Consider the following 8,263-nt stretch of genomic DNA (forward strand, 5'->3'; position numbering starts at 1 on the left):
GGCCTAAGGCACCCGAACCCATGTCAAATCGAGCCTCGGTGGGGTGGTTGCGGGTCCGTTGTGGGTGGGGCGGGCTGGTTGGGTGGGGTTGGTTGTGGGTGGGGGTTGGGGAGTGGTGGTTATTGCATTGGGGGGCGGGAGGCGGCTAGGCGGAGCCACTTGACCAGGATGACGACGACGGCGACCACGGCGAGGATCAGGCCGATGCCCGGGCCCGGGCCGGGGTGGTGGCCGGTGGTGGTTTGGGTGGTCCAGATCGACAGCACGCCCGCGACGGAGGCGGCGAAGGAGGAGAGCGCGCACACCCAGGCCAGGGCCCAGCGGCGCACGGCCAGGGTCAGTGCCGGCAGCAGGACGCCCACGATTACGGCCGCGTAGGCGAACACGCGGGGCAGGCCGGGGCCCCCGCCGGTCAGGATGGACAGGCCCGTCGTGCCGTCGACCCACGGCAGGATCAGCGAGACGAGGATGGCCAGGGCGGCGATGGCGATGGTCAGCGCGCCGGCGCCGGGGTCGAAGCGGCGGGCCGCCGAACGGCCCACGTCGTCGATCTCCTCGCGCAGGCCGGCCAGGTCGTCCGGCTCGTTCTGGCTCATCCGACCGAGCACCCGCCGACCGCCGCGGGCAGGGGGGCGGGCTTGCCGAAGGTCGGCAGGCCCAGGGTCACGCCCGGCGTCTTCGGGGTGACGCCCGCTTCCGAGCGGTCGCCCGCCTTGGTCCGGCGGTGCGACAGGAGCGGGCCGTCGGCGATCAGGTTGTGCGGCGCGCCGTAGGTGACCACGGTCTCCACGACGTCGCCCGGGCGGACGGGGGCGTCGCCCGGGGTGAAGTGGACCAGGCGGCCGTCGCGGGCGCGGCCCGTCATCCGGTGGGTCTCGGCGTCCTTGCGGCCCTCGCCGGCGGCGACCAGCAGTTCGACCCGGCGGCCGACCTGCTCGCGGTTCAGCTCGTGGGCGATCTCGTTGACCAGGGCGACCAGTCGGTCGTAGCGCTCCTGCACGACCTCCTTGGGGAGCTGGTCGGGCAGCTCGGCGGCGGGGGTGCCGGGGCGCTTGGAGTACTGGAACGTGAACGCGGAGGAGAACCGCGCCTGGCGGACGACGTCCAGCGTGGCCTGGAAGTCCTCCTCCGTCTCGCCGGGGAAGCCGACGATGATGTCCGTGGTGATGGCCGCGTCCGGCATGGCGGCGCGCACCTCGTCCAGGATGGACAGGTACTTCGCGGTCCGGTAGGAGCGGCGCATCTCCTTCAGCACGCGGTCCGAGCCCGACTGCAGCGGCATGTGCAGGGAGTGGCACACGGCGGGCGTCTCGGCCATCGCGGCGATCACGTCGCCGGTGAAGTCCTTCGGGTGCGGCGAGGTGAACCGGACCCGCTCCAGGCCCTCGATCGCGCCGGTGGCGCGCAGCAGCTTGCCGAACGCGTACCGGTCGCCGAACTCGACGCCGTAGGAGTTCACGTTCTGGCCGAGCAGGGTGACCTCCAGCACGCCCTGGTCGACGAGCGCCTGGACCTCGGCCAGCACGTCGCCGGGCCGGCGGTCCTTCTCCTTGCCGCGCAGCGACGGCACGATGCAGAACGTGCACGTGTTGTTGCACCCGACGGACACCGACACCCAGCCGGAGTAGGCCGAGTCGCGGCGCGCGGGCAGCGTGGAGGGGAAGGTCTCCAGCGAGTCCAGGATCTCGACCTGGGCCTCGCGGTTGTGCCGGGCGCGTTCGAGCAGCACGGGCAGCGAGCCGATGTTGTGCGTGCCGAAGACCACGTCCACCCACGGCGCGCGCTTGACGATCTCGCCCTGGTCCTTCTGCGCGAGGCAGCCGCCGACGGCGATCTGCATGTCGGGGTTCGCGGACTTGGCGGGCGCGAGGTGGCCGAGCGTGCCGTAGAGCTTGTTGTCGGCGTTCTCCCGCACGGCGCAGGTGTTGAAGACCACGACGTCCGGCGTGGCGTCGCCCGTCGCGGGCGTGTAGCCCGCGTCCTCCAACATGCCGGCCAGGCGCTCGGAGTCGTGCACGTTCATCTGGCAGCCGAACGTGCGGATCTGGTAACTGCGAGTCACTGCACCTAGTCCTTCCGTCGGCTCCAGCGTAGAGCGTGGACGTGCGACGATGCGCAGGTGTCGGGAAGGCTGGTGCGGTTGCGCGCGGTCGGGGTCGTGTTGGCCCTGGCCACCCTGTTGTCGACGGCGTGCGGCGACGACTTCGACCAGGTCCGGCTGACCATCGCGGCCGGCAGCCCCGGCGGCGTCTACCACGGGCTGAGCGTGGTGCTGGCCGACGCGTGGACGCGTGACCCGGGCATCCCGCGCCCGGAGGTGGCGAGCACGGCGGGCTCGGTGGACAACCTCGACCGGTTGCGGTCGAACCAGGCGCAGGTCGGGTTCTCCGCGGCCGACGCGGCGGAGGAGAAGCAGAAGGCCGAGGGCGGGCACAAGCTGTACGCGCTGGCCCGCATGCACGACGACTACCTCCAGCTGCTCGTCCGGGACGACGTGCCGGCGACCAAGCTGGCCGACCTGAAGGGCCTGCGGGTGAGCGTGGGCGCGCGCGACTCCGGGGTGTGGTTGATCGCGCAGCGGCTGCTGAAGTCGGCGAACATCTCGCCGGAGACCGACCTCAAGGTGCGGTACATGGACCTGCCGACCAGCGCGGACGCCATGCGGGACGGTGCGCTGGACGCGTTCTTCTGGTCCGGCGGTGTGCCGACCGACCGGGTGGCGACGCTGGCCTCGACGGTGAAGCTGCGCATGCTCGACCTGGGGGACGTGCTGCCGGAGCTGCGCCGGGCGTACCCGGTGTACGGGTCGGCGACCCTGCCCGCGTCGGCCTACCAGCAGCTGGAGGGGGGTCCGGTGGTCACGCTCGTGGTGCGCAACTTCCTCCTGGTCAACGACACCATGGCCGACGACGTGGCCGAGGGGCTGGTGAGGGGCCTGTTCGCGGCCCAGCCCGCGCTCGTCGCGGCGAGCCCGGTGGCCAGGTCGATAGAGGTCAGGTCCGCGATCGAGACGACACCGATCGAATTGCACCCCGGCGCGATGCGCTATTACCGGGACGTCAAGGTTTAACGCCGGAACCGTCATTCCCCCGGTGGAAGCCCCACGCCTGGCGGCTCGCCCAAGTCGGGGTCAAGCGGTCTTTTCCCGATCCTCGCGGGTACTAGGCCGTCAGTGTGACGACAAGCGCGGGACCAGGAAGGACCGCGCGGAATCCGGTAGTCGAAACGGGGATCTCCCATGTCCGTTCATTCGGCACGCGCGCGTTTGTGCGCGGCATCTTCTCCATTTATTACCCGATTGGGCCGATGCGCTCGCACGGGGTGGTCGTCGCGGTGCTCGCCGTGGTCGCGGGCACCGGTTTCGACGTTTCGCCCAAATGGCCGACCCGCGTCCAGGTGTTCGTGGCCAACAGCGGTTCGGACAACGTGACCGTCTACGACACGCGCCTGGGCGAGGTGGTGGCCACCATCGGGGTCGGCGACTACCCGACCGGCGTCGGCGCGCACCCGTCCGGCCACCGCGTGTACGTCGCGAACGAGTCGTCCAACACCGTGTCCGTGATCGACACCCGCACCCGTTCGGTGGTCGCCACGGTCCCCGTCGGGGCGAACCCGTTCGGCGTCGCGGCCACGCCGACCCACGCCTACGTGACGAACTTCGGCTCCCACGACGTCACGGTCTTCGACACCGCGACGAACGCGCCGGTGAAGACGATCCCGGTCGGGCGGTTCCCGCACAGCGCGGTCGCCGCCCCGGACGGCTCCCGCGTGTACGTGACCAACAACGGCAGCGACAGCGTCACGGTCATCGACCCGACGGCGCAGGCGCCCGTGCAGACGATCCCGGTCGGGGTCTTCCCGTCCGGCATCGCCATCTCGTTCGACGGCAAGCGGCTCTACGTCGCCAACACCGGCGACGACACGGTGACCGTGATCGACACCGGCGGCAACCGGCCCACCGCGACGACCAAGGTCGGCAACGCGCCCCTCGGCGTGTCGGTCACCCCCGGCGGCCGGGTCCACGTCGCCAACACCGGGTCCGACACGGTCAGCATCCTCGGTCCCACCGGCAAGCTCCTCGACACGGTGAAGGTGCAGCGCATGCCCGAGGGCTCCGCGGCCGCGCCCGACGACAGCTTCGTCTACATCACCAACACGGGGTCCGACACGGTGTCGATCCTCGACGCGGAGAGCGGCAAGCCCGCCGGCTCGTTCGGCGCTGGCCGGCAGCCCGAGGGCGTGGCCGTGACGTCCTGACCGGTTCAGACCGCCGGGAACTCGACGGTCACGCACAGGCCGCCGCCCTCCGGCGACTCCAGCCGCACGGAACCGTCCACCCGTTCCACGATCTGCCGCACCAGCGCGAGCCCCAGGCCGGAGCCCTGCACGTTCTGGTGCGCGAGGCTGCGCCAGAACCGGTCGGTGGCGCGTTCCAGCTCGTCCGGCGCGAGGCCGGGGCCCTCGTCGCGCACCGAGAGCCGCACGACGCCGTCGCGCCGGCGGACGTCCACCCGCACCAGCGTGCCGTCGGAGGTGAACTTGAGCGCGTTGTCGAGCAGCGCGTCCAGCACCGTCTCCACGCCGCGCGGCGGCACGAGCGCCCGGCCCGCGGGCTCGCCGTCGAGCACGAGGTGCACCTCGCGGGCCGCGGCGGCGGGCTGCCAGGCCGACAGGCGGCCCGCCACCGCGCGGTCCACGTCCACCGGCACCGGGTCGACCGACGGCGCGCCCGCCCGCGCCATGGACAGCAGCTCGTCCAGGATCCGGTTGAGCCGGTCGGCCTCCTCCAGGGCCGCCGCCTGGTGCGCGACGCCCTCGCCGGTGACGTGGCCCTCCAAATTGGACAGACGGAGCTTGAGGGCGGTCAGCGGGTTGCGCAGCTGGTGGGAGGCGTCGGCGACGAACGCGCGTTGCGCCGCCAGCACGTCGCCCACGTTCGCGGCCATCTGGTCGAACGACCGCGACAGCTGCCGCAGCTCCGGCGGCCCGTCCGACGACCCGACCGGCTCCACCGGCTGCCCGGACACCACCGCCGCCAGCAGCCGCCCGGTCGCGTCGTCCAGCCGGCGCACCGGCCGCAGCGTCCACCGGACCAGCGGCAACGCCGCGAACACGCCGACCGCGAGCACCAGCGTGCTCGCCGCCAGCAGCACCGACCACCACAGCAGGATCTCGGCCCGCGTCTTCGACGTCGGCGAGAACGTCACCACCGCGCCCCGGACCTCGCCCGCCTCCAGCACCGGCCCGGCCAGCACCAGGTCGGTCGACTCCCACGGCATGACCTGCTCCGGCGCGACCGGCTGGCGGCCCGCCAGCGCGCCGCGCACCAGGTCGGCCGCCTCCGGCCCGGACACGTCCACGCCCGGTGACGACGCGGCCACCACGCGCCCGTCCGTGTCCACCAGGGCGACGCGGATCCCGTACAGCTCCTCGTAGCGGGCCAGTTCGGCTTCCAGCACCTCCGGCTGGTCGTCGATGAACGGCCGCTGGGCCACGGACGCGAAGCGCGTCGTGTCGGTCAGCCGGTCCAGGAACATCTCCTGCTGCTCGGTCTGGGCCACGCCCCGCCCCAGCGGGACGCCCATGCCGACCAGCACGAGCACGACCAGCGTCAACACGATGCCCAGCAGCCGCGACCGCACTCAGCCCCCGCCCAACCGGTACCCGACCCCGCGCACCGTCTCCAACAACGAGGGCCGCCCGAGCTTGGTCCGCAACGTGGCCACGTGCACGTCCAGGGTCCGGTTGGCCCCCGCCCAGGTGCGCCCCCACACCTCGGCCAGGATGCGCTCACGGGTGCACACCGCGCCACCCGCGGCCACCACCAGCGCCAACACCTGGAACTCCTTGCGCGACAGCGCCACGGGTTCACCCGCCACGGTGACCTCGTGCCGGGCGAGGTCCACCCGCACGTCGGCGACCTCGAACACCTCGGTGCCGGTGCCGCCCGCGCCGACCGGGTCGCCGCGCCGCCGCCGCACCGCGTGCACCCGCGCCACGAGTTCGCCCACGTCGTAGGGCTTGACCAGGTAGTCGTCCGCGCCGGCGTGCAGGCCGAGGATCCGGTCGTCGATCTCGCCGCGGGCGGACACGACGATGATCGCCACGTCGCTCGCCGCGCGGATGTGCCGGCACAGCGTGACACCGTCCACATCGGGCAGGCCCAGGTCGAGCAGCACCACGTCGACGCCTGTCAGCCGATCGAGTGTCCCCCGACCGGTCGCCTGTCGGTCTACCGTGAAACCGCGCCTGGTGAGCGCCGGCACCAGCGCTTCCGCCACGCGGTCGTCGTCCTCGACCAACAGCACCCGCACCGTGGAGCCTCCCGATAAGTGTCGCCACCCTGTGACAGAGTTGAGACCCTAAGTCTTGCTCAACCGCCTGGACTGGTGTGGGGATTCACACCTAGGTTTCCGCCATCGCTCAGGAACCCCTACTGGAGGACTGATGACCGCCGCCACTCCTGCCCCGCCGATGATCCGGATGGCCGGCGTGGACAAGTTCTTCGGGCCCCTGCACGTGCTCAAGAACGTGTCGCTGGAGGTCCCGAAGGGGCAGGTCGTCGTGGTGCTCGGGCCGTCCGGCTCGGGCAAGTCCACGCTGTGCCGCACGATCAACCGGCTGGAGCCGATCGATTCCGGGGTGATCGAGGTGGACGGCCAGCCGCTGCCCGCCGAGGGCAAGGAGCTGGCCCGGCTGCGCGCCGACGTCGGCATGGTGTTCCAGTCGTTCAACCTGTTCGCCCACAAGAGCATCGTCGACAACGTGATGCTCGCGCCGGTGAAGGTCCGCAAGACCCCCGCGGCCGAGGCCCGCAAGACCGCCATGGAGCTGTTGGAGCGGGTCGGCATCGCGAACCAGGCGGAGAAGTACCCCGCTCAGTTGTCGGGTGGGCAGCAGCAGCGCGCGGCGATCGCCCGCGCCCTGGCGATGCGCCCCAAGGTGATGCTGTTCGACGAGCCGACCTCAGCGCTGGACCCCGAGATGGTCCAGGAGGTGCTGGACGTGATGACGACGCTGGCCAAGGAGGGCATGACCATGCTCGTGGTCACCCACGAGATGGGCTTCGCCCGCAAGGCCGCGGACCGAGTGATCTTCATGTCCGACGGCGAGGTCGTCGAGGACTCGACGCCGGAGGAGTTCTTCTCCGCGCCGAAGTCCAACCGCGCGAAGGACTTCCTTGGCAAGATCCTGACCCACTGAAGTCCCACGACCGCGGCGCTGAGCCTGGCGCCGCCACACCCGAAACAAGAGCAGGAGAAGGACGATGAGGGTTCGCACCCTTGCGGTGGCGCTGCTGGCCGGCGGCCTCGCCCTGACGGCATGCGGCAAGGAGGGTGGCCCCGGTGACTCCCCGGCCACCTCGCAGCAGGTCGCCAGCGACGTGACGGTGGAAGGCTCGCCGACGTTCGACAAGATCAAGGCCCGCGGCAAGGTGATCATCGGCGTCAAGGAGGACCAGCCGGGCCTGGGCTACAAGGACCCGACCACCGGCAAGTTCACCGGCTTCGACATCGAGATCGCGAAGCTCGTCGCGGCCAAGCTCGGCTACGGCGACGACAAGATCGACTACAAGGCGATCCCGTCGGCCGGTCGCGAGCAGGCGCTGATCAACGGTGACGTGGACTACTACGTCGGCACCTACACGATCAACGCCAAGCGCAAGGAGCAGGTCGGGTTCGCCGGCCCGTACTTCACCGCGGGCCAGGGCCTGCTGGTGAAGAAGGACGACAACTCGATCACCGGCCCCGAGACGCTCAAGGGCAAGAAGGTCTGCTCGGTGACCGGCTCCACCCCGATCCAGAAGGTCAAGGCCGATGGCCTGACCGAGCCGGAGAACATCGTCGAGCTGCAGAACTACTCGCAGTGCGTCGAGCAGCTGGAGCAGGGCGCCATCGACGCCGTCACGACCGACGACGCGATCCTGAAGGGCTACGCCTCGCAGTCCCCGGAGACGCTGAAGGTCGTGGGCAAGCCGTTCTCGAACGAGCCCTACGGCATCGGCCTGGCCAAGGACGACAAGGCGCTGCGCGACAAGATCAACGACATCCTCGAGGCCGCCATCAACGGCGGTGAGTGGCAGGCCGCGTACGACGCCACCCTCGGCAAGTCCGGCTCCACCTCCGAGAAGCCCGTGATCGACCGCTACTGACGTGCCACCGCGGCCGGCCGGCGGCGTCCCCCGCGGCCCGGGGGGTTAGACACAACAGTCCCGGCCGGCGGTATTGTGGGGGTTTTTAGCGGTGTGGGGCGGGGGAAGAGA

Annotated in this window: 8 protein-coding genes; 4 read left to right on the forward strand and 4 right to left on the reverse strand. The window is 71.1% G+C overall.

The window, feature by feature from the left end; all coding sequences use genetic code 11:
- Positions 1 to 119: 119 nt before the first annotated feature.
- Positions 120 to 596, reverse strand: coding sequence for a hypothetical protein (locus tag ACFXGA_RS23260; protein ID WP_378090960.1), 477 nt, complete (start codon positions 594 to 596; stop codon positions 120 to 122).
- Entirely contained in the window at positions 593 to 2,062 is a 1,470-nt protein-coding gene (gene miaB / locus ACFXGA_RS23265) for a tRNA (N6-isopentenyl adenosine(37)-C2)-methylthiotransferase MiaB (protein WP_378090962.1), read from the reverse strand. The genes ACFXGA_RS23260 and miaB overlap by 4 nt, the downstream gene beginning before the upstream one ends.
- Positions 2,063 to 2,119: 57 nt before the next feature.
- Here miaB and ACFXGA_RS23270 point away from each other — a divergent pair, with 57 nt between their 5' ends.
- Positions 2,120 to 3,070 carry a TAXI family TRAP transporter solute-binding subunit gene (locus ACFXGA_RS23270; protein WP_378090964.1) on the forward strand — a complete coding sequence of 317 codons (951 nt, stop codon included), beginning with the start codon at positions 2,120 to 2,122 and terminating at the stop codon, positions 3,068 to 3,070.
- 236 nt (positions 3,071 to 3,306) lie between these two features.
- Entirely contained in the window at positions 3,307 to 4,257 is a 951-nt protein-coding gene (locus ACFXGA_RS23275) for a beta-propeller fold lactonase family protein (RefSeq protein ID WP_378090966.1), read from the forward strand.
- A gap of 5 nt (positions 4,258 to 4,262) precedes the next feature.
- Here the strand turns inward: ACFXGA_RS23275 and ACFXGA_RS23280 are convergent, their stop codons facing one another.
- Both ACFXGA_RS23280 and ACFXGA_RS23285 read right to left on the reverse strand, forming a co-directional pair.
- Complete coding sequence (locus ACFXGA_RS23280) at positions 4,263 to 5,642, reverse strand: sensor histidine kinase (protein ID WP_378090968.1); 1,380 nt, start codon at positions 5,640 to 5,642, stop codon at positions 4,263 to 4,265.
- Entirely contained in the window at positions 5,643 to 6,314 is a 672-nt protein-coding gene (locus ACFXGA_RS23285; RefSeq protein WP_378090970.1) for a response regulator transcription factor, read from the reverse strand.
- 160 nt (positions 6,315 to 6,474) lie between these two features.
- Here ACFXGA_RS23285 and ACFXGA_RS23290 point away from each other — a divergent pair, with 160 nt between their 5' ends.
- Both ACFXGA_RS23290 and ACFXGA_RS23295 read left to right on the forward strand, forming a co-directional pair.
- A complete protein-coding gene (locus ACFXGA_RS23290; protein ID WP_378091039.1) occupies positions 6,475 to 7,203 on the forward strand; it encodes an amino acid ABC transporter ATP-binding protein in 729 nt (242 codons plus the stop codon).
- Between the two features lie 64 nt (positions 7,204 to 7,267).
- Positions 7,268 to 8,152 (forward strand): glutamate ABC transporter substrate-binding protein, encoded by an 885-nt coding sequence (locus ACFXGA_RS23295; protein ID WP_378090972.1) that lies wholly within the window; start codon positions 7,268 to 7,270, stop codon positions 8,150 to 8,152.
- Positions 8,153 to 8,263 lie beyond the last annotated feature (111 nt).

This window comes from Actinosynnema sp. NPDC059335 (assembly GCF_042752395.1).
Classification (GTDB): domain Bacteria; phylum Actinomycetota; class Actinomycetes; order Mycobacteriales; family Pseudonocardiaceae; genus Actinosynnema.